The sequence below is a fragment of the Novosphingobium sp. TK71 genome (assembly GCF_055361505.1).
Window position 1 is genome coordinate 3,106,556 of sequence record NZ_CM143962.1, and the last position, 19,623, is coordinate 3,126,178.

The 19,623-nt window shown below is 64.4% G+C and carries 16 protein-coding genes and 1 tRNA gene; 10 read left to right on the forward strand and 7 right to left on the reverse strand.

All coding sequences use genetic code 11. The annotated features are described in order from the left end of the window. The first annotated feature begins 13 nt into the window (after positions 1–13). The 3 genes from accC to ACXJ16_RS14635 all read left to right on the forward strand — a co-directional run bounded on the left by accC (position 14) and on the right by ACXJ16_RS14635 (position 2,560). On the forward strand, positions 14–1,363 hold the full coding sequence (accC, locus tag ACXJ16_RS14625; RefSeq protein WP_054438176.1) for an acetyl-CoA carboxylase biotin carboxylase subunit: 1,350 nt from the start codon (positions 14–16) through the stop codon (positions 1,361–1,363). Positions 1,364–1,398: 35 nt separating this feature from the next. After that, positions 1,399–2,346: an acetyl-CoA carboxylase carboxyltransferase subunit alpha gene (locus tag ACXJ16_RS14630; RefSeq protein ID WP_054438174.1), complete on the forward strand. Its 948-nt coding sequence runs from the start codon at positions 1,399–1,401 to the stop codon at positions 2,344–2,346. Positions 2,347–2,486: 140 nt separating this feature from the next. Further along, positions 2,487–2,560 (forward strand) — tRNA-Gly (locus ACXJ16_RS14635). Positions 2,561–2,594: 34 nt separating this feature from the next. Here the strand turns inward: ACXJ16_RS14635 and ACXJ16_RS14640 are convergent. The 5 genes from ACXJ16_RS14640 to ACXJ16_RS14660 all read right to left on the reverse strand — a co-directional run bounded on the left by ACXJ16_RS14640 (position 2,595) and on the right by ACXJ16_RS14660 (position 10,802). After that, positions 2,595–2,774, reverse strand: a complete 180-nt coding sequence (locus ACXJ16_RS14640; protein ID WP_463920879.1) for a hypothetical protein — start codon at positions 2,772–2,774, stop codon at positions 2,595–2,597. A 163-nt stretch (positions 2,775–2,937) separates the two neighbouring features. Then, positions 2,938–5,916: a TonB-dependent receptor plug domain-containing protein gene (locus ACXJ16_RS14645; protein ID WP_324697059.1), complete on the reverse strand. Its 2,979-nt coding sequence runs from the start codon at positions 5,914–5,916 to the stop codon at positions 2,938–2,940. Between the two features lie 225 nt (positions 5,917–6,141). Further along, the gene (locus ACXJ16_RS14650) at positions 6,142–7,563 is read right to left on the reverse strand and encodes an aldehyde dehydrogenase family protein (RefSeq protein ID WP_324697057.1); all 1,422 of its coding nucleotides are present in this window, start codon (positions 7,561–7,563) and stop codon (positions 6,142–6,144) included. A gap of 95 nt (positions 7,564–7,658) precedes the next feature. Continuing rightward, the gene (locus ACXJ16_RS14655; protein WP_324697055.1) at positions 7,659–9,434 is read right to left on the reverse strand and encodes a thiamine pyrophosphate-binding protein; all 1,776 of its coding nucleotides are present in this window, start codon (positions 9,432–9,434) and stop codon (positions 7,659–7,661) included. A gap of 141 nt (positions 9,435–9,575) precedes the next feature. After that, positions 9,576–10,802, reverse strand: coding sequence for a CaiB/BaiF CoA transferase family protein (locus ACXJ16_RS14660; RefSeq protein ID WP_054439392.1), 1,227 nt, complete (start codon positions 10,800–10,802; stop codon positions 9,576–9,578). A 150-nt stretch (positions 10,803–10,952) separates the two neighbouring features. Here ACXJ16_RS14660 and ACXJ16_RS14665 point away from each other — a divergent pair, with 150 nt between their 5' ends. The 4 genes from ACXJ16_RS14665 to ACXJ16_RS14680 all read left to right on the forward strand — a co-directional run bounded on the left by ACXJ16_RS14665 (position 10,953) and on the right by ACXJ16_RS14680 (position 15,167). Further along, on the forward strand, positions 10,953–12,119 hold the full coding sequence (locus tag ACXJ16_RS14665) for an acyl-CoA dehydrogenase family protein (RefSeq protein ID WP_132469173.1): 1,167 nt from the start codon (positions 10,953–10,955) through the stop codon (positions 12,117–12,119). A 115-nt stretch (positions 12,120–12,234) separates the two neighbouring features. Continuing rightward, on the forward strand, positions 12,235–13,125 hold the full coding sequence (locus tag ACXJ16_RS14670) for an HpcH/HpaI aldolase/citrate lyase family protein (RefSeq protein WP_324697052.1): 891 nt from the start codon (positions 12,235–12,237) through the stop codon (positions 13,123–13,125). A 1-nt stretch (position 13,126) separates the two neighbouring features. Continuing rightward, the gene (locus tag ACXJ16_RS14675; RefSeq protein WP_324697050.1) at positions 13,127–14,398 is read left to right on the forward strand and encodes an acetyl-CoA hydrolase/transferase family protein; all 1,272 of its coding nucleotides are present in this window, start codon (positions 13,127–13,129) and stop codon (positions 14,396–14,398) included. 1 nt (position 14,399) lies between these two features. Further along, positions 14,400–15,167, forward strand: a complete 768-nt coding sequence (locus ACXJ16_RS14680) for an enoyl-CoA hydratase/isomerase family protein (RefSeq protein WP_054439395.1) — start codon at positions 14,400–14,402, stop codon at positions 15,165–15,167. A 139-nt stretch (positions 15,168–15,306) separates the two neighbouring features. On the opposite strand, the gene ACXJ16_RS14685 is transcribed toward ACXJ16_RS14680, so the two are convergent. Beyond that, positions 15,307–16,815: a YifB family Mg chelatase-like AAA ATPase gene (locus tag ACXJ16_RS14685; RefSeq protein ID WP_443478006.1), complete on the reverse strand. Its 1,509-nt coding sequence runs from the start codon at positions 16,813–16,815 to the stop codon at positions 15,307–15,309. Between the two features lie 152 nt (positions 16,816–16,967). Here ACXJ16_RS14685 and ACXJ16_RS14690 point away from each other — a divergent pair, with 152 nt between their 5' ends. Beyond that, positions 16,968–17,708, forward strand: a complete 741-nt coding sequence (locus ACXJ16_RS14690; RefSeq protein ID WP_132469171.1) for an alpha/beta hydrolase — start codon at positions 16,968–16,970, stop codon at positions 17,706–17,708. A gap of 172 nt (positions 17,709–17,880) precedes the next feature. Next, on the forward strand, positions 17,881–18,975 hold the full coding sequence (locus tag ACXJ16_RS14695; protein WP_463920880.1) for an acyltransferase family protein: 1,095 nt from the start codon (positions 17,881–17,883) through the stop codon (positions 18,973–18,975). On the opposite strand, the gene ACXJ16_RS14700 is transcribed toward ACXJ16_RS14695, so the two are convergent. After that, positions 18,972–19,211 (reverse strand): hypothetical protein, encoded by a 240-nt coding sequence (locus ACXJ16_RS14700; RefSeq protein ID WP_324697047.1) that lies wholly within the window; start codon positions 19,209–19,211, stop codon positions 18,972–18,974. The two genes, ACXJ16_RS14695 and ACXJ16_RS14700, sit on opposite strands and share 4 nt — an antisense overlap. A gap of 276 nt (positions 19,212–19,487) precedes the next feature. On the opposite strand from ACXJ16_RS14700, the gene rpmH reads away from it, so the two are divergent. Then, positions 19,488–19,622 carry a 50S ribosomal protein L34 gene (gene rpmH / locus ACXJ16_RS14705; protein ID WP_021233512.1) on the forward strand — a complete coding sequence of 45 codons (135 nt, stop codon included), beginning with the start codon at positions 19,488–19,490 and terminating at the stop codon, positions 19,620–19,622. Position 19,623: the final 1 nt, after the last annotated feature.

Sequence of the window (19,623 nt, forward strand, 5' to 3'; positions counted from 1 at the left end):
GGACAGTAGCTTCATGGCCATCAAGCGCCTCCTGATTGCCAATCGCGGCGAGATCGCGCTGCGGATCCATCGCGCCGCGCGCGAAATGGGCATCGAGACCGTCGCGGTCCATTCCACCGCCGACGCCGAAGCCATGCATGTGCGCCTTGCCGACCATGCGGTCTGCATCGGCCCGCCGGCGGCGAAGGATTCGTATCTCAACGTCGCCGCGATCATTGCCGCGGCCGAGATCACCCAGGCCGACGCGATCCACCCCGGCTACGGCTTCCTCTCGGAGAACGCCCAGTTCGCCGAGATCGTGGAGGCACATGGCCTGATCTGGGTCGGTCCCAAGCCCGAGCACATCCGCACGATGGGCGACAAGGTGGAAGCCAAGCGCACCGCAGGCGCGCTCGGCCTGCCGCTGGTTCCGGGATCCGACGGTGCGATCGAGGACTTCGACGAGGCTCGCGCCCTGGCTGAGACGATCGGCTACCCGGTCATCATCAAGGCGGCTTCGGGCGGCGGCGGTCGCGGCATGAAGGTCGTGAATTCCGCCGAAGAACTCCAGAGCCAGATGGGTCAGGCCCGTTCGGAAGCGAAAGCTGCTTTCGGCGATGCCACGGTCTACATGGAAAAGTACCTCGGCAATCCGCGGCACATCGAATTCCAGGTGTTCGGCGACGGCAAGGGCGCGGCGGTTCACCTTGGAGAGCGCGATTGCTCGCTTCAGCGCCGCCACCAGAAGGTGCTGGAAGAAGCGCCTTCGCCGGTCATCACCCCCGAAGAGCGCGACCGCATGGGCGGCATTGTATCCAAGGCGATGGCCGACATGGGCTATCGCGGCGCCGGTACGATCGAGTTCCTCTGGGAAAACGGCGAGTTCTACTTCATCGAGATGAACACGCGCCTGCAGGTGGAGCATCCGGTGACGGAAGCCATCACCGGCGTCGATCTCGTGCGTGAGCAGATTCGCGTCGCAGAAGGCCAGCCGCTGACGTTCACGCAGGACGCCATCGAGTTCAAGGGCCACGCCATCGAGTGCCGCATCAACGCGGAAGACCCATGGAACTTCACCCCCTCGCCGGGGCAGGTGACCAATTATCACGCGGCGGGCGGCATGAACGTGCGCGTCGATTCGGGGCTCTATGCAGGCTACCGCATTCCGCCCTATTACGATTCGATGATCGGCAAGCTGATCGTTTCCGGTCGCACCCGTCAGGGCGCGATCATGCGCCTCAAGCGCGCGCTGGAGGAAATGGTGATCGACGGGGTGAAGACCTCGATTCCGATGCACCAGGCCCTGCTCGAGGACCCCGAGTTCGAGAGCGGCGAGTACACGATCAAGTGGCTGGAAGAATGGCTGGCCAAGCGCGCCGGCTGAGGCGCGCTGAACCAGGCATGTAAACGGAAAAGAGCATGATCTCGTTCCTTGAATTCGAAAAGCCGATCGCCGCGCTCGAGGCGCGCATTGCAGAGCTGCGCACCACTGCCAGCGACAGCGATCTCGATATCGCGGGAGAAATCGCGCGCCTCGAGAAGAAGAGCGCCGGCATGCTGGCGGGCACTTATGCCAAGCTCACGCCCTGGCAGAAGACGCAAGTGGCGCGCCATCCGCAGCGGCCGCACTTCGTGGACTATCTGCGCCTGGGATTCACCGACTTCATCCCGCTGGCGGGCGACCGCGTCTATGGCGAAGATGAGGCGATCGTTGGCGGCCTCGCGCGGCTCAACGGCCGCAAGGTCATGGTTCTTGGGCATGAAAAGGGCCACGACACGCCCAGCCGCATCAAGCACAACTTCGGTTCTGCGAAGCCCGAAGGCTATCGCAAGGCGATCCGCCTGATGGAGATGGCGGGCAAGTTCGGCCTGCCGGTCGTCACCCTGGTCGATACCGCCGGCGCCTTCCCCGGCGTCGAGGCGGAAGAGCGCGGGCAGGCGGAAGCCATCGCCCGTTCGATCGAGGCCTGTCTTGCGGTGCCGGTGCCGATCGTTTCGGCCATCGTCGGCGAAGGCGGTTCCGGCGGCGCAGTAGCGTTGGCCGCTGCCGACCGCGTGCTGATGCTCGAACACTCGATCTATTCGGTGATTTCGCCCGAAGGCGCCTCGTCGATCCTGTGGCGGACCCCGGACAAGGCGCCTGACGCCGCCGAGGCCATGAAGGTGACAGCTCAGGACCTGCTTTCGCTGGGTGTCATCGAACGCATCGTGCCTGAGCCCGTCGGCGGTGCCCAGCGCGATGCCCCGGCCGCGGCCCGGTCACTGTTCAGCGCCATCGACGAAGAACTCGATACCCTGTCTGCCCTTACCGCCCGCGATTTGCTCGCCCGCCGTGAGGAACGCTTCCTGGCCATCGGCCGGGCGTGATTTCAGGAGAGGCGCCGGCCCCCGGTCGGCGTCTCCTCCGATGCAGGCGCCAGGCGCTTGCAACCCATTGACCACCCAGCCTCCCTGTGCCAGAGCGCGACCTTGCCGATAGCGCAAAGGCAGCAGTCTTGCCGCCATCCGCGGGTGTAGCTCAATGGTAGAGCAGCAGCTTCCCAAGCTGAATACGAGGGTTCGATTCCCTTCACCCGCTCCATCTCCCATCGCCGGACCATACCCTCCCGCTCCGATCAGGCGCGTCTTTCCGTGAGCGTTTGCTGGGCGACGAGAATTTGGGTCTGGTCGGAATCGACCGGATGATGCCTGCTGTGTAGCGCGAGAACGCCGCAGCCCATCATGATCCACAGCGCTGCATCCAGGACGAGGATCAGTTTAAGGTTCAATCTGGGAATGTGCGCGCGAGGTTTCATTCGAAATCCAGTGTCGTGCCGCCTCGCTTGCCTTTCGGGCCAATAGGCCGGCGGCGATGAATGCGGGCTGACGCGCAAGGCACGGCGACTGGCCGAGAGGGCAATGAAAAGGGCGGGATCTTGCGACCCCGCCCTTCATTTTTCCGCACGGATGTGCGGGCTATCAGTTCGCTCCGCCGAAGAGATCGGCCAACTGAACCTTCGCACCCATGAAGAAGTAGCGACCGACCGCGCTGATCGGCGTGTTCAGGGATCCGATCGCCGGCTTCTGGTTGAACAGGTTGTTCACGCCGCCATAGATCGTGAACTGCTTGCCCACATCGTAGGAGAAGCTCACGTCATGCGAGAAGCGCTCCTTGAGCTTCAGATATTCCGGGGCAACGATGTCCGGGTTGCTGGCCACGGTCTGGCGATCGTAGCGGTACATCTTGGACATGTAGTTGATCTGCCAGTCGAGGCTGAACGGACCCTTTGCCCAGGTCAGATCGGTTGTGATCTGGAACTTGGGAGCGATGTTGGCGGCGACATAGGCGTCGTTCACCTTGTCAGCGCCCGGGATCGGCACCGAAGTGAGGCGGTGCAGGTAGTTCCCGACGACGCGCGTGCCGAAAGTGCCAAGCTGGTCGGTGGGAATGGTGTAGTTCACCTGGAAGTCCAGCCCGGCAGTGCGGATATTCGCGACGTTCAGCGGTCCGACCAGGAAGCTGATGATGTTGCCGGGATCGGCGATCCCGTTGGTACCATTCTGGCGCGTGATCGCATCGCAGTATTGGTTGTCGAGCGTGGCCTGATCGACGCACAGTTCGGCAACGGTCTGCGGATCGACAGTGCGGATCGCGTTCTTGATGCGGATGTCATACCAGTCCGCCGTGATCGTCAGGCGCGGCACGAATGAGGGCTGCAGCACGATGCCGGCGGTCCAGGTCTTCGCGGTTTCTTCCCGAAGGTTGGGGTTGCCGCCCTGGAAGCCGGAGATGTTCGAGCTGCGGGTGTCGTCGTAATTCGAGGGATTCGCGACGCCAAGCGACGACAGCAGCGTCTGACAGTTGTCGACACGATACTGCGTCCCATTCTGCAGGAAGTCGGAGCCGCAGGGATCGTCGATGAATTCGAAGGTCTGGGACTGCTGGCTGAAGAGTTCGCTGATGTTCGGCGCGCGAACTGCGGTCGAGTAGGTGCCGCGAATAGTCACGTCACGGACAGGAGCCCATTCACCACCGACCTTCCAGGCATTGGTCGAGCCGATGCTGGAGTAATCCGAATAGCGGAATGCGCCGTTGACGCCGAGGCGCTTGGCAAACGGCATGTCGGCCAGGATCGGCACGTCGACTTCGGCAAAGGCTTCCCAGACGTCGAACGAACCCTTGGTGTTGCCCAGCGAGTTGGTGAACGTCAGGCCCTGCGCTGCCAGTTCGTCGGCAACGAAGCTGCTCTTTTCCTTGCGATATTCGCCGCCGATGGCGAAGCCGATGGCGCCGCCGGGAAGTTCGAAGAGACCCTTGGTATTGCCGGTGATCGCGCCGCTGACGACGTGCTGCGTCAGTTTGGTACGGTCGACGGTGTCGGCCATGATCCAATCCAGCGCCGCCCGGTTTCCGGCCGCATTTTCACCGAACAGGTTCAGCGGGAGGCAATCGCCGGGAGCGAACGTCGTCGGCGGAATTTCGCTGCGGGTGTAGTTGTAGGGCTGGTTGGGCGTCCAGGTGGGATCGACGTTCACCCGGCAGGTCACGCCGCCATTGCCATCGCTCACCGCATCGATCGCCGCATAGTAGCGATCGGTGATCATGTTGTTGGTATAGTGCGATTTGATCTTCGACTGACCATAGACGTAGGACAGGTCGTACGACAGGTTCGAACTGATATCGCCGCGCGCACCAATCACGCCGCGCAGGGTTTCGCGGGTGATGTCCTCGCCGCGACGGCCGAAGTCGAAGTTGTCGCGGTTGACGAGAACGCCGCCGTTCTCGGGGTCCATGAACGGGCGCACCGCAGCCGGGATATAGGGGTTGTCCTCGGGGATGAGGAGGTAATAGTCGAACGTCGGCTGCCCGACCGAGTAGGAACGCGTGCGGGCGTACTTGCCTTCGGCATAGAGCTTGAACGCGTCGCTGAAGTCGAAGTGGGCGACTGCGCTGACGATGTCGCGCTTGATCTCGGGCAGGAGATCGTTGCCGTAGTCGGAAACGAGCGTGCCCGAACCACCCTGCTGGAAGTAGAGCGGGACATAGGAGCCAGGATCGTAGGGTAGGCCCTGCGAGCCGTAGAAGTCCGGAATGCCGTCAAAGTCGACGTCGATACCACCTTCGCGCGAGGTGTCGTTGTAACGGACGTTGCGCAGCGGAATATAATCGGGAATACCGTCGTTGTTGTTGCCGCCGGTTTCGGTGTCGTCGGGGTTCAGATAGAAGCCGACACGGTTTTCACCGTCGAGATATTTGCGCGAATGGACGCTGAGGCGGTCTTCCTCCCCGTGCTCCCAGGCAACGGCGAAATTGCCGCGGCCGCCTGCGAAGTTGTGACCGGCGGTGAGGGCGATGAGGCGCTGGCCGGCGTCGCCCTTTTCCGAAAGGCCGGTCTGGACGCGGGCGTTGAAGCCTTCGAAGTCCTTCTTCTGGATGAAGTTCACGACGCCCGAGACGCCGTCGGCACCGTAGATGGCCGAGGCGCCGCCGGTCAGGACTTCGACACGTTCGATCAGGTCGGTGGGGATCGTGTTGATGTCGACCGACTGCGTGCCGTCGACCGAGGCGACCTGGCGGCGGCCGTCGATGAGCACGAGGGTGCGCTGGGTGCCGAGATTGCGAAGGTCCAGCAGGTTGAGGCCGGTGGCGCCGATACCCGCACGATCGCCGGCATTCTGGTAAGAGCCCTGCGAGCCCTGGAGCGCGGGAATCGTTTTCAGATAATCGGTGAGGTTGGTCGTGCCGGAGTCGGTGATGTCCTTCGATGTCACCACGGTCACGGGATTGGGGGCATCGAGCTCGGGGCGAGCGATGCGCGAACCCGTGACGATGATGGCTTCACCGGGGCCTTCATCGGCGGCTTGCGAGGAGTCCTGCGCCATGGCGTGCTGCGGCAGGAGGAGGGCCAAGGCCGGAATGGCAGCCATGCCGAGGAGCTTGTCCTTGCGATTTTTCATTTTTGCGTTCCTTCGATTTCCCTGGGCGGCTCTGCCTGCCGCTCTACGAGGGCCCGCCGGACATTGCCCGGGCGAAGGTAGGTAATCGTGGCCATACGCCGAGGAACTGCAATCGAAATGTTGCTGAGGCAGAAATATACATGTTACGCGTTGTAACATTGCAACAATTTAATGGCCGATGTGGTACATCCTGATCGACGGAAAATACCACACCGGCCGTCACGTTCAGGCCGGGTTCCAGCCCACAACCGACTTTACTTCGAGATATTCGGCGAAGCCGTGCTCGCCCCATTCGCGGCCGTTGCCGGAGCGCTTGTAGCCGCCGAAGGGTGCGTGGAAATCGAAACCGCCGTTGACCCAGATCGCACCCGTGCGCATCCGTCGCGAGACGGCGCGGGCGGTGTCGAGGTCTTCGCCCGAGACATAGCCGCCCAGGCCGAAGCTGGAATCGTTGGCGATCGCCACCGCATGATCCACATCGTCGTAGCCGATGATGACGAGGACGGGGCCGAAGATTTCCTCCCGCGCGATCACCATGTCATTGGTGCCGACGAACACGGTGGGCTTGACGTAGTAGCCCTTGTCGAGCCCATCCGGCTTGCCGGGGCCGCCGGCGATGAGCTTGGCGCCTTCCTCGATGCCCTTCTCGATATAGCCCTGGATGATCTCGTACTGGCTCTTCGAGACGACCGGGCCCATCGCGAAATTGCCCTTGGGATCGCCCACGGTCACGCCGTTCGCGGCCTCGGTAGCGGCGGCGATGGCGTCGTCCATGCGCGCGTTGGGCACCAACAGACGCGAGCCGGCCGAGCAGGTCTGGCCGGAATTGCCCATCATGCCGCCGGTGGCGGCGGCGACATTGGCGGCGAGCGAGGCATCGTCGAGCACGATCCAGGCGCTCTTGCCACCCAGTTCAAGGCCGACGCGCTTGACGGTATCGGCGGCGTCCTTCTGGATCTGCACGCCCACCGGCTCGGAGCCGGTGAAGGAGATCATGTCGACGTCCTCATGGGTGGAGAGTGCGGTACCGATCTCGCTGCCCTTGCCTTGCACCATGTTGAACACGCCCGCCGGAACACCCGCGTCGTGCAGGATTTCGGCAAGGATCTGGGCCGAATACGGCGCGAGTTGCGGCGGCTTGAGGATCATCGTGCAACCGGCGGCAAGTGCCGGGAAGATCTTCACGCAGGTCTGGTTCATCGGCCAGTTCCACGGCGTGATCATGCCGCAGACGCCGATCGGCTCCTTACGGATCAGCGTGACGCCGCGCTGTTCCTCGAACTTGAACTCCTTCAGCACCTCGATCGCGGTGGAGAGGTGGCCCTTGCCCAGCAGCGTGTGGAAACCGCAGGCGAGCGACATCGGGGCGCCCATTTCTTCGCTGACGGCCTCGCCCAGTTCGGCTTCGCGCTTCAGGTATTCGGCCAGGATCGCTTCGAGCAGGTCGAGGCGTTCCTTGGCGCTGGTCTCACCGAACGTGACGAAGGCGCGGCGCGCGGCGGCGACGGCCTTGTCGACATCGGCGGCGGTGCCGAGCGAGATCGTGCCGGAAACTTCCTCGGTCGCCGGGTTGACGACTTGTGCGGTGCGCGGCGCGATGGGATCGACCCACCGACCGTCGATATAGAACTGGGTGTAATTGCGCATCGTTCTCTCCCGTTCCCAAGCCAAAACCGCCCCGCTCTCGGGTTGAGAGGGGGCGGTTTCGCTCAGGTCTGCATGTGTTTTCCGGCGTTTCGGAATTACTGCGTGCCCTCAGCGTACCAAGTGCGGAATTCCGAATAGTTCGGCATTTCCTCCGAGTTCGCGGCCGGGTCGATCGGTACGTGGATCACGGTGCAACCGCCACGCTCGTAAGCGCGCTGGATGGCCGGGCCGATGTCCGCCGCCTTCTCGACATATTCGCCCGCCGCGCCGAAGCCTTCGGCGATCTTGTCGAAGCGGACCTTGTCGGACCAGTGCACGCCGGTTTCCTTGGTGCCCTTGCCGAAGGTGCGCTTGTAGACGCCCACTTCGAGGCCCCACTGGAAGTCGACGCCGACCACGATCACCAGCGGCAGGTTCTTGCGCACAGCGACTTCGAGTTCGCCGACGTGGAACAGGAACGAAGAGTCCGAGGTGAGCAGCATGCCCGGGCGGACCTTGCCGGTTTCGGCCTGGTCGGCGAGCATGGCGCCGGTGGCATAGGGCAGGCCGGTGCCGATGTGGCCGTAGTTCTGGTTCCAGATCACGTCATGTGGCTTGGCCTGCGAGTAGGTCCACTGGAAGATCACCGTGGCGCCGCCGTCGCGGATCAGGATGCCGTCCTTCGGGAAGGCCTTGGTCGCTTCGGTGACGAACTGGCTGGTGTGCATCTTCGCGGTCGAGCCGTCGGGCTTGGTCGCGGCTTCTTCTGCCAGTTCGACAAGCTGATCGGCATCGCGCTGGATATATTCGGCCAGCGACGGCGCAGCCTTGCGCGGGGTGTCCTTCAGCGCGCGGACGAGCTGCGGCACCACGGCGCGGACGTCGCCCACCAGCGGCACGTCGATCGGGCGGTTGACGCCGATCGCTGTCGGGTCCTGCTGAACATAGATCCACTTGCGATTGGCTTCGTTGTCCACCCAGTGGCGCCAGCGGCCGTAGTGGCTCGGCTCGCCCAGTTCGGTGGCGAGCGCCACGCAGCAGTCGCTTTCGACAACGGCGTCGATCGAGGCTTCCGAGAAGCCGTAGGGGAAAGTGCGATCCTCGATCCCGTCGATGAACGAGGTGCCGCCCGAGGTCTGGATCACCGGGCACTGCATCAGTTCGGCCAGTTCCTTGACCGAAGCGCCTGCCTTGGCGGTGTAGACGCCGTGGCCGACCAGCAGCACCGGGTTCTTGGCATTGCGGATGATCTCGGCCGCTTCGGCAATGCGGTCGCCATCGGCGCCCTGCATGGTCAGGCGGTAGCGATGCGGCGGCAGCACCGGCGGCAGGTCGAGTTCTTCGAGAATGACGTGCGCGGGATATTCGATATAGGCCGGCCCCGGCGTGCCCGACATGGCGACGCGGATCGCCTCGCGGATGATTTCGTCGGTCTGGTCGGCATATTCGATGGAGCTGGAGAACTTCACCGAATCCTCGATCATCGGCTCCTGGCGGACGAACTGGATACGGCCGCGACGCACGCGGCGCTCGGTGATGCGGGCGCGCTGGCCGCCCATGAAGATCACCGGATCGTTCTCAACCTTGGCGCACTGGATCGCGGGCATCATGTTCGCCATGCCCGGCCCGAGCGTGCCGATGCAGAGTGCCGGCTTGCCGGTGATGCGGGCAGCGGCGGCGGCCATGTGGCCGGCGGACGCTTCGTGGTGCGGCGAAACGACGGTCCAGCCGCGCGATTCCGCTTCCAGGAACAAGTGGACGAAGTTGGGATCGGGAATGCCGAACAGGGTCTTGATGCCCTCAGCCTCGAACAGGTCGAGAATGCGCTTGTAAACCGGGGTGCCCTTGCGCGCCGAAACGGGTGCTTCAGCCTGGGGTTGGTCGTCGTACATCGTCTTGCCTTCCTCTCGATCCGTTTTCTTCGCGCTATCTCGCGAGGGAAATCAGGTTGCCGGTCACTCTCCCAAGGCACGGCCTGAACAGGTGGTTAGCCCAAGCCTCGGGACGCTGTCAGTTGAAATCAACAGTACTGTTTACTTCGAATCGACTGCTATCGCCCCGGCGACGCTGGGCGCCTCCGGGGCCAGTTCCTTGAGCACCGCTTCGTTATCCTGCCCCAGCGCGGGCGCTGGGCCGCGCACCTTGCCGGGCGTCGCGGAAAACCACGTGGGCACGCCGGGAAAGCGCACCGGGCCTTGCGGCGTCTCGACCTCTTCGAAGAAGCCGATTGCGTTCAGGTGCGCGTTGTCGAAAAGCGCGTCGGTGGAGCGCAGCGGCGCGCAGGGGATGTGGAGCGCTTCCAGCGTCTCCAGCCATTCCTGCGTGGTGCGGGTAAGGAAAGTCTCGCCCAGCAGACCGTAGACGCGTCCGATCTGTTTCGCGCGTTTGGCCAGAGTCGAGAATTCCTCGCTCGCCCAGGGAGGGTTCACGGCCGCCATGAAAGCGTCCCAGTGCTTGTCGTTATAGACGAGCGCGGCGACGTGGCCGTCCCTGGTGCGATAGGGGCGGCGGTTGGGCTCGACCGCGCGGTGATAGTGCGCGGGCGTGGTGGGCGGCGAGAACATCGCGCCGTTGGCATGCTCCACCAGCATGAACGAGGTCATCGCCTCGAACATGGTGACTTCGACTTCCTGACCCTCTCCGGCGCCTCTGCCCCCGGTGCGTTCGCGGTGGAACAGTGCCATCATCGTCGCATAAAGCGCGTGAAGGCCCGCCACCTTGTCGGCCATGATCGTGGCGACATAGCCAGGTTCGCCGTTCATCAGCCCCTGCACATGGGGAATGCCGCACTCGGCCTGGATGGTGTCGTCGTAAGCGGGCCGGTCGCCTTCAGGCCCGCGCCGCGAATAGCCGTAACAATTGGTGTAGATGATGTCCGGGCGGATCGCGCGTACCGCTTCGTAATCGAAGCCGAGCTTGGCGATCGCGCTGCCGCGCATCGAGTGGATGAATACGTCCGCCGTGGCGATCAGGCGGCGCAGAGTCTCGCGATCCGTTTCGGTTCGCAAGTCGAGCATCAGGCCGCGCTTGCCGCGATTCACGTTGACGTAGATGCCGCCCATGCCGGGCACCGGGCCTTCGGTGATCCAGCGGGTGTTGTCGCCGGCGGGCGGCTCGATCTTGATGACCTCCGCGCCCATGTCCGCCATGATCTGCGTGGCATAGGGCCCGAAGACGACGCTGGTGAGATCGACCACGCGGATGCCCGCCAAGGGGCCGAGAGGCGGTTCTTCGCCCTGTATTCCCGTCTCTCCCGCCATCGTGCTCTCCTTCTCTCCTCCCTCCCGTAGCGCACCGCCGGAGCGAAAACCATTCGTATTTGCGTTTGATGGACGCATATCGGCACGATGATGGTTGTCTGGTTCGAGCGGCGCTGATAGTCCGGCAGGCAAGAAGGAAGAGGAAAGCCGATGGATTTCGCACTCACCGAAGACCAGCAGAATATCCGCGAAGCAGTGCTCAGGCACTGTTCGCAGTTCTCTGACGAGTACTGGCTGGAAAAGGATCGCAGCGGCGAATTCCCTTACGAGTTCCACAAGTCGATGGCCGATGCCGGCTGGCTGGGTGTCGCCATGCCCGAAAGTGTGGGCGGCGCGGGGCTGGGCATTACCGAAGCGGCGGTGATGATGCAGGCGGTGGCGGAAAGCGGCGGCGGCATGACCGCCGCCTCGGCGATCCACGGCCCCGTCTTCGGCCTCGAACCGGTCATACTTTTCGGCACCGAGGAACAGCAGCAGCGCATGATTCCGCCGATCCTTTCGGGCGAGGAGAAGATGTGCTTCGCGGTTACCGAGCCGAACACCGGGCTCGACACCACCAGCCTCAAGACCCGCGCCGAGCGTGTGCCGGGCGGCTACCGCGTCACCGGTGAGAAGATCTGGATCACCAACGCCCACGTCGCCGACCGCATGCTGCTGATCGCGCGCACCACGCCGCTGGAAGAGGTCAAGAAGAAGACCGACGGCCTGACCCTGTTCTATTGCAAGCTTGACCGAGAGAAGATCGAGACGCGCCTCATCCCCAAGATGGGCCGCCACGCGGTGGGCTCGAACATGATGTTCATCACCGATTTCTTCATTCCCGAGGAAGATCGCATCGGCGAGGAGGGGCAGGGCTTCCGTATCCTCCTCAAGGGCCTCAACCCTGAACGCGTGCTGCTGGGCGCCGAGGCCACCGGCCTTGGCCGCGTCGCCATCGACCGCGCTTCGCGCTACGCCCGCGAGCGCGTGGTATTCGGGCGACCCATCGGCCAGAATCAGGGGATTCAGCATCCACTGGCCAAGGCGTGGATGCAGGTGGAGGCGGCAAGCCTGATGGTGTTCAAGGCCGCGACCCTGTTCGACAAGGGGCTCGACTGCGGCGTTGAGGCGAACAGCGCCAAGTACCTCGCCGCCGAGGCCGGTTACGAGGCATGCCAGACCGCGATGATGAGCATGGGCGGCATGGGCTATGCGCAGGAATATCACGTCGAGCGCTACTTCCGCGAAGTCATGATCCCGCGCATCGCCCCGGTCAGCCCGCACCAGATCATGAACTTCATCGCCGAGAGGGTTTTGGAACTGCCCAAGAGTTATTGAGGCAAGCCCACTTGAGAACGCCCGTCATCCCAGCGAAAGCTGGGATCGTAATCGGCAGCGCGGGGCATGGCCGCCCGCGATCCCGGCTTTCACCGGGATGACGACTGGAGAGAACATGCCCGTAACCCACGAACCTATCGCCGCCCGCTCCTGGCTCTTCGCGCCGGGCGACAGCGAGAAGAAGATGACCAAGGCCATGGAGGGTGAGGCCGACATCGTCCTGATCGACCTGGAAGACGCCGTCGCGACCGATGCAAAGGCCGCCGCGCGGGTGATGGTGCATGACTTCATCGCCGCCAACCCCGGCCAGCGCGGCCGCCTCTGGGTGCGTGTGAACCCGATGGACGGCCCGCACACGCTGGCGGACCTCGTGGCGGTCATGCCTGCGCGTCCCGGCGGGATCATGCTGCCCAAGGTCTACGGGCGGCAGGATGTGGAGACGCTGGACCGCTATCTCGAAGCGCTGGAAGTGGCCAGCGGCATCGAACAGGGATCGACCCCGGTAATCGTGCTGATCACCGAAACGGCCGAGGCGATGTTCCACACCGGCGACTACAAGGGCGCTCCGCGCGTGGTGGCGCTGACCTGGGGCGCTGAAGATCTGGCCGATTCCATCGGCGCATCCTCCAACCGCAATGCGGACGGATCGTATTCCTTTACCTACGAACTGGCCCGTAGCCTGACCGTGCTGGGCGCGGCGACCGCGGGCGTCACCGCGATCGAGACGATCAGCGCCGACTTCAAGGATCTGGAAGCGCTCAAGGCTCGCGCCGAGAAGGTCCGCCGCGACGGCTATCGCGGGATGATGGCGATCCACCCGGCACAGGTACCCGTGATCAACGAGGCATTCACCCCCACCGAGGCCGAGATCGCCGAGGCGCAGGAAATCGTCGATGTGTTCGCCGCCAATCCGGGTGTCGGCGCCATCGGCTGGAAAGGCGGAATGCTTGACCGCCCATACCTCGCCCGTGCGCAGCGGCTGCTGCGGCAGGCAGGGAAGCTGTAAGATGACGCTTCGGCTTGCCGCATCCCAGCTCGACCTCTCGCGGTTCCTGAAACCGGGCGACCGCGTGGTGTTCGGCCAGGCCTGCGGCGAGCCGACCGCGCTGGTGCAGGCGCTGATCGAACAGGGCGAGGCCATTGGCGGCCTCCACGCCTTCATCGCCACCAGCTTTTCCGGCCTGTTCACCCCCGAAAGCGCGCGCGCCTTCCGCCTCTCCAGCATGGGCGCGATCGGCGCGCTGCGGAGCATGACCAAGGCAAATGCGCTGGACGTCATCCCCGTCCACGTCAGCCAGGTCGCCTGCCTGATCGAGGCGGGAATCATGCCCTGCGACGTGGCGATGATCCAGGTCAGCCCCGCCGATGGGCAAGGCAATCACAGCTGCGGCCTGATCTCCGACTACGTGCGCGCGGCGGTGGACAAGGCGCGCCTCGTGATCGCCGAAGTCAACGAGCAGGTGCCTTACGTTCCGGGCGAGACGATCCCCGGCGCGTTGATCGACGTGGCCGTCCACGTCAGTCGTGCGCCCGTGGAAGTCGCCCCCGCGAAGATCGGCCCCACCGACGAAGCCATCGCCCGCCACTGCGCCGAATTCATCGGTGACGGCGCGGTGCTGCAGACGGGCGTGGGCGCGGTGCCGGACGCGATCCTGCGCCTGCTGCACGACCGCCGCGACCTTGGCGTTCATTCGGGCATGCTAGGCGATGGCCTTGTCGACCTTGCCGAAGCCGGCGTGCTGACCAATGCCCGCAAGGAGATCGACCGGGGCGTCTCGATCAACGGCGCACTGATCGGAACGCGGCGGCTCTATGACTGGGCTGCGCACAATCCGGCGATCCGCATGGCCCCCAGCAGCTATACCCACGGGGTGAAGCCGATCATCCAGCTTACCCGGCTGGTGACGATTAACTCCGCGCTGGAAGTGGACATCACCGGGCAGGTCAATGCCGAGCAATCGGGCGCGACCTATCTCGGTGGAACCGGCGGGCAGGTCGATTTCGTGCGCGCCGGATCGCGCGTGCCGGGCGGCGCCTCGCTGATCGTGCTGGCCTCCACCGCGAAGGGCGGCACGCTGAGCAAGATCGTCCCCGCCCTCTCTGGCCCCGTCACCACCGCACGGACCGAGGTTGACGTCATCGTCACCGAATACGGCGCGGCGCAGCTCAAGGGCCAGACCCTGGCCGAACGCGCGAAGCGGCTGGTCGCCATCGCCCATCCCGACTTCCGCGAAGACCTGTCGCGCACCGCCCACGAGATCGAGAAAAGGGGCTTCTAACATGACTCAAGCAGTCCTCTACGATGTCCATGATGACGGTATCGCGGTCATCACCATCAACCGCCCCGAACAGCGCAATTGCCTAAGCCGCGAAGTGCGCGAGGGGCTGCGAGAGGCGTGGGCGAGGTTCGAGGCCGATCCCTCCGCCCGCATCGCCGTGCTCACCGGCAGCGGCGACAAGGCTTTCTGCGCGGGCGGCGACCTGAAGGAGATGGTCGAAACCGGCATGGCGGTGCCGCCGCGCGATCTTTACGCGCTGCCTTACGACACCATCGAACTGACCAAGCCGACCATTGCCGCTGTCAATGGCCATGCCTTCGCGGGCGGCTGGATGATCGCTCAGGCCTGTGATCTGTGTGTCGCCGGCACGAACGCGAAGTTCGCGATTACCGAGGTGAAGGTCGGACGCGGCAGCCCCTGGGCCTCGCCGCTGATCCACATGATCCCCCAGCGGATCATGATGGAGATCATGCTGACCGGAAAGCCCATTACTGCCCAGCGCGCTTACGAGATCGGCCTCGTCAACCGCCTTGCCGAACCGGGCACGGTACTGGATGCCGCCATCGAACTGGCGCGGGAGGTGCTCGAAGGCGCGCCGCTGTCGGTAAAGGCTGCGCGCGAGACGGTCATGCTGGCGACCGAGATGGGCCGCTCCGCTGCCTTGCAAGCCGCCCGCGCAGCGCACGAGCAGACCTATAATTCCCGCGATGCGCAGGAAGGCCCGCGCGCCTTCGCGGAAAAGCGCAAGCCGGTCTGGCAGGGGCGCTGAATCAGGGTGCTGCGGCCGTGATGGCGCACATCCTTGCGGAGAATTCCCGCACCGGGGCGGCGCGAGCTTAGGTTATCGCCGAGGGTGCGACGATCATCGCGGTGTTGCGCAGCCAGATCGCCGGAACCCATCGATCATGCTAGCCGGCGGGAGGGCGCCTCCGGTAGCTCAGCGCCTCCGCCACATGAACACGTTGAACCTCAGTTGCACTGTCGAGGTCGGCGATGGTTCGCGCCACTCGCAGAATGCGCGTGTAGCCTCGCGCGGAAAGGCGCATGGCCTCGGCGGCCTGCATCAGCAGCTTGCGGCCCGGTTCGTCCGGCGTGGCATGGGTTTCGAGAAACGCGCCGTCGAGTTCGGCATTGGTGCGGAGTCCGGTGCCTTCGAGCCGCGCGGTCTGGACGGCGCGGGCGCGGGCCACGCGCGCGGCCACTTCGGCGCTGCCTTCCTTCGGCGGAGGCAGGGCGAGATCCACCGCGCGCACCGGGTCGACTTCGACATGGAGGTCGATACGGTCCAGCAGCGGACCGGAGACCTTGCTCTGGTAGTCGGCGGCGCATTTGGGCACGCGTGAACAGGCCAGCGATGGATCGCTGAGGTAGCCGCAGCGGCAGGGGTTCATGGCGGCGATGAGCTGGACCCGGGCCGGGTAGGTTACGTGGGCGTTGGCACGCGCGACGGTAACCTCGCCGGTTTCGAGCGGCTGGCGAAGCGAATCCAGCACCGCGCGCTGAAATTCTGGTAGTTCGTCGAGGAACAGCACCCCCAGGTGTGCCATCGATACCTCGCCGGGCCGGACCTTGAGGCCGCCGCCGGTCAAGGCCGCCATCGATGCGGAGTGGTGCGGCGAGCGGAACGGGCGGGCACGGCTGATCCGCCCTTCTTCCAGCATACCGGCGACCGAGGCGATCATCGAGACTTCCAGTGCCTCGGGTGCTGTCAGTTCGGGGAGGATGCCGGGCAAACACGAGGCGAGCAGTGACTTGCCCGCGCCGGGAGGGCCGCTCATGAGCAGGTTGTGAGAGCCGGCAGCGGCGATTTCCAGTGCGCGGCGGGCGACCTCCTGCCCTTTTACCTGCCTGAGATCGGGGCCGCGCACGGGGGGCTCGGCACGCCCGGGTTCTGGCGGCGGCAGGACCTGCGTTCCCTTCAGGTGATTGAGCAGGCTGATGAGGTTCGGCGTGGCCACGACGTGCACCCCACTTGCCCAGCTCGCCTCGCTGCCCTGCGCGGCGGGGCAGATCAGGCCGAGGTCCCGCTCGCTGGCGTGGAGCGCGGCGAGCAATACGCCGGGTGAGGGGATCACGCGGCCATCGAGTGCGAGTTCGCCGACCGCGACGAAGTCTGCCAATTGTTCGCTGTCGACGATGCCCATGGAGGCCAGCAGAGCCATCGCGATAGGCAGGTCGTAATGCGAGCCTTCCTTCGGCAGATCGGCGGGCGAAAGATTGATCGTTATGCGCTTGGGCGGCAATGCAAGGCCCATCGCGGTCAACGCGGCGCTTACACGCTGGCGACTTTCGCCCACTGCCTTGTCCGGTAGTCCAACCAAGGCGAACCCGGGCATTCCCGGTGCTACCTGACATTGAACTTCGACCGCGCGAGCCTCAAGTCCGAGGTACGCGACGGTCGAAACGAGTGCGACCAATGGAAGGGGCCCTTAGCGTTATTTCTGTTCCCCCGTTCATGGCCTTGCATGACTGTCCTGTCGACCATGGATCGGCGCGTAATTCATGACTTACAGCGTTTTAACCTAATTCCTCACGACTTGCGTAAGTACCTCGCCGTCATTCATTCCGGATGCGCTTGCTGGCCGTAATCCTTGCCCTGGCTTCCGTGATTCCCGCCACTCCCCTGCTGGCTCAGGAAGCGGCAACGATTTCTTACGAACAGGTTGAAACCGGAGCGGACGCATTCGTCACGGGCGGTGAGCGTCTGGTCCAGCCGGGCGGCAACGATGTGGAAATCGGCGAGTCCCAGTTCTGGCAGGTGGGGCCGGCCCCGATTCCTGCCGGCATTGCGGCATATGGCCCGTTCCGTGTCATCGACGGCAGGCACGTCGCGCTTATAGATGCCACCGATTCTCGCAGCCCCCAGCAGTTCGCCGCACTTCTGCGCGATTATCCGGCCATCTCCGAAATCGAGATGATCGAATGCCCCGGAACCGAGGACGATCTCGCCAACCTGAGGCTCGGAAGGATGATTCGGGAGCGGGGGATCGCCACGCATGTCCCGACGGGCGGGTCGGTCCGTTCGGGCGGAGTCGAACTCTTCCTGGCCGGTGTACAGCGCTATGCCGATCCGGGCTCCGAGTTCGCGGTTCACTCGTGGATCGACGATTCTGGCCGGGAGGCGGGGGACTATGCCGCCGATGCGCCGGAAAACCGGCGCTACCTCGACTATTACCGGCAGATGGGCATGAGCATGGGCGAGGCTCAGGCCTTCTACGCGATGACCAATGCAGTGCCTTTCGAATCCGCCCACTGGTTCGGCGCCGAGGAGATGGGCCGCTGGATCAGGCTGGACCACGTCGAGAGCTGACGCCGCGCGCAGGCTTTCGGGCGATGCAACGATAATGGACCTGCTTCCCTTTGAGGAAGAGGCGAAGTTCACAGCATGATCGGGCCGATTTCGCGGGCGGGGAGGCGAGCGCGGTGGCCGGATCGATCTTATGAGTATTGTCGGCAGGGTTGTGCCGGGCACACGAAACCCGGTGTCCACGAACCGGCCGCAGGACACGCTGGCCGGTCTACAGGTCGCCAGGGCGTTGGCAGCGCTTGCCGTGACGGTGCACCATGCACTGGAAATGTCCAACGGCGTGGCCGGCTCGTTCAGTCCGGACTGGCTGACGACCGGCGGCGCGGGCGGAGTCGACGTGTTCTTCGTCATCAGCGGCTTCATCATGGCTCATACGAGCTTCCAGACAGGCAAGGCGATACCTTCCCCGCTGGACTTCCTGCAAAGGCGCGCAACCCGCATCTATCCGCTTTACTGGCTGGTTTGCCTGGCAATGCTTTCGCTCATGGCGATGGGTTTCTTCCAGAAGCGATTCCTGACCGGCGGCGATATCGCCATGGCTCTGGCCCTGCTGCCCGGCGGGCGGCCGATCATCGGCGTGGCCTGGACGCTTGTCTATGAAGTCTATTTCTACCTGGTCTTCGCCGCCTGCCTGTCCCTGCGTTCCCGCAGGTTGGCGTTGTTCGGAACGGGCGGCCTCATCGTGGTGTTCTGGGGCGTGGGGCATGCCTTGCCGGGCGGTCCGCTGCGAGCGTTCCTGACGGACCCGATTCCCCTCGAGTTCCTGTTCGGCCTCGGGCTCGCCCGATTCCATGCGGCGATCCGGTGGCAGGGATGGGCCGCACCGGCAATCCTCGTCTGTGCGGGATTCGCGCTCATGCATTCCGCGCCGCTGTTCGTATCGCACGCGACGACGCACGGATTGCAGGGACTGCCGCGAGTCCTGGCCTGGGGCGGGGCGGGGCTGGCGATCGTTACCGGCTTTCTTGCCTTGCGGCATGTGAAAGGGGGGCTTGGCCAGGCTCTCCTGACGATGGGGAACGCATCTTATGCGCTCTACCTTACGCATACCTTCGTGCTGATGGGATATGGCCTGGCTCTCCGCCATGAGGCGCTGGCGGCTACCCCGCAATATCTCCTCGTCCCGCCGGTGGTCCTGCTGGCATGCCTGTTCGGCGTGGCGAGTCATTTCGCCTTGGAGCGTCCCTTGTTGGAAATGGCCCGGCGGCTGCCCAGGTTCGGCACGCTGGGGAAAGCAGCCCGACGTTCCGAATCGGAAGTGGCTACCTAGTCGAACAGAGAGCCAAGCCAGCCTTTGCGCCGGGGCTGCTGAGTGCCGCTGACCTGAAGCAGGTGATTGGCGAGTACCGCGGCCTGGCTTCGTGTCATGAGGATTCGCGAATGTTCGGGGTCTTCGTGCGATTCCCAGCCGGATTTTTCGAAGGTCTGCAATTCCAGCAGGATGTTCGGGCCGAGGTTGCGTGACGACCATCCTACGAGTGCGCCGATTCGGTCTTCCTGTGCCATCGTTCTGCTCCTGCCTCTTTCGGCCTCTCCCGGGCCTTGATGCTAGCATGTCCCGCCGGGTTGTCGTGCTCGACGCGGGATTGGCGGGCATGGCCATCGGTAGTATCGTACAAGTAGATCGCCGCAGACATCTTCCCGGCAGGGCCCGAAAGCGCCTTAGCCTTGACTCTCCTGGCACGCTCCAGTAACGGCGCCCTTCTGTTTTGTGGTCATCCATCACTGGGTGGCCTTTTGTTCAGGTCCTTCGGGACCGTAACTGGAATTTCGAGGACCGTCATGAAGCGCACTTTCCAGCCCAGCCGCCTTGTTCGCGCCCGCCGTCACGGCTTCCGCGCCCGCACGGCGACCGCCGGCGGCCGCAAGGTGCTTCGTGCGCGCCGCGCTCGCGGCCGTTCGAAGCTTTCGGCCTAAG

Coding starts and splice junctions, on each gene's coding strand:
- accC (WP_054438176.1), top strand. CDS start 14: ATGGCCATCAAGCGCCTCCTGATTGCCAATCGCGGCGAGATCGCGCTG.
- ACXJ16_RS14630 (WP_054438174.1), top strand. CDS start 1,399: ATGATCTCGTTCCTTGAATTCGAAAAGCCGATCGCCGCGCTCGAGGCG.
- ACXJ16_RS14640 (WP_463920879.1), bottom strand. CDS start 2,774: ATGAAACCTCGCGCGCACATTCCCAGATTGAACCTTAAACTGATCCTC.
- ACXJ16_RS14645 (WP_324697059.1), bottom strand. CDS start 5,916: ATGAAAAATCGCAAGGACAAGCTCCTCGGCATGGCTGCCATTCCGGCC.
- ACXJ16_RS14650 (WP_324697057.1), bottom strand. CDS start 7,563: ATGCGCAATTACACCCAGTTCTATATCGACGGTCGGTGGGTCGATCCC.
- ACXJ16_RS14655 (WP_324697055.1), bottom strand. CDS start 9,434: ATGTACGACGACCAACCCCAGGCTGAAGCACCCGTTTCGGCGCGCAAG.
- ACXJ16_RS14660 (WP_054439392.1), bottom strand. CDS start 10,802: ATGGCGGGAGAGACGGGAATACAGGGCGAAGAACCGCCTCTCGGCCCC.
- ACXJ16_RS14665 (WP_132469173.1), top strand. CDS start 10,953: ATGGATTTCGCACTCACCGAAGACCAGCAGAATATCCGCGAAGCAGTG.
- ACXJ16_RS14670 (WP_324697052.1), top strand. CDS start 12,235: ATGCCCGTAACCCACGAACCTATCGCCGCCCGCTCCTGGCTCTTCGCG.
- ACXJ16_RS14675 (WP_324697050.1), top strand. CDS start 13,127: ATGACGCTTCGGCTTGCCGCATCCCAGCTCGACCTCTCGCGGTTCCTG.
- ACXJ16_RS14680 (WP_054439395.1), top strand. CDS start 14,400: ATGACTCAAGCAGTCCTCTACGATGTCCATGATGACGGTATCGCGGTC.
- ACXJ16_RS14690 (WP_132469171.1), top strand. CDS start 16,968: ATGCGCTTGCTGGCCGTAATCCTTGCCCTGGCTTCCGTGATTCCCGCC.
- ACXJ16_RS14700 (WP_324697047.1), bottom strand. CDS start 19,211: ATGGCACAGGAAGACCGAATCGGCGCACTCGTAGGATGGTCGTCACGC.
- rpmH (WP_021233512.1), top strand. CDS start 19,488: ATGAAGCGCACTTTCCAGCCCAGCCGCCTTGTTCGCGCCCGCCGTCAC.